Below are 773 nucleotides of genomic sequence, written 5' to 3' on the forward strand. Positions count from 1 at the left end.
CAGCTCAGATAGGTGCGCTGCTTGCTCCGCTGCTGAGTGAGCTTCTACAGAAAGCTCGTTCGATACGTCGCGGATGCCTTCTGTGTTACGAGTGATTTCTGTTGTTACAGATGCTTGCTCTTCCGCCGCAGACGCAATTTGCGTTGCCATGTCGCTGATGCGCTCTACCGCACTGTGGATTTGCGTCAGGCTCGCTGCTGCAGAATTCGCGTCATCCACACTGGTATCAGCCAAACGACGACCATCTCCCATGATATCAACCGCTTTCTTGGTTGTACCTTGAAGCATTTCGATCGTTTCTTGGATTTCTTTGGTCGATGCGTGAGTACGTTGGCTCAATACGCGAACTTCGTCAGCAACAACCGCAAAACCACGACCTTGATCGCCTGCACGCGCCGCTTCGATCGCTGCGTTCAGTGCCAACAAGTTAGTTTGCTCTGCAATGTCTTGAATCGTCGATAGAATCGTGTTGATGCTATTACCGTGCGCTTCAAGTTCTTGGATAACATTTGTCGCGACTTGAACTTCTTGCGCCAGATTCTGGATAGAACCTTGCGTTTGATTCACTTGGCTAGAACCGTGAGCACATGCTTGCACCGCTTCTTCAGAGCTATGCGCTGTGCTGTCTGCGTTACCCGCAATCTCTTGCGTTGCTGCTGCCATTTCATTAACCGCAGTCGCAACCATGTTGATTTCGTCTTGCTGGTAAGAAATACGCTGGCTACGTTCTTCTGCTTGTTGTGCTGTTGTACGTGCTTGCTCAGAAAGTGAGG

The 773-nt window shown here is 50.5% G+C and carries 1 protein-coding gene; it reads right to left on the reverse strand.

Translation table 11 applies throughout. From position 1 onward, the window contains the following. On the reverse strand, positions 1 to 773 hold a 773-nt coding region (locus R7Q46_RS26545), incomplete at both ends, for a methyl-accepting chemotaxis protein (RefSeq protein WP_318078132.1).

It is taken from the genome of Vibrio sp. 811, from assembly GCF_033339195.1.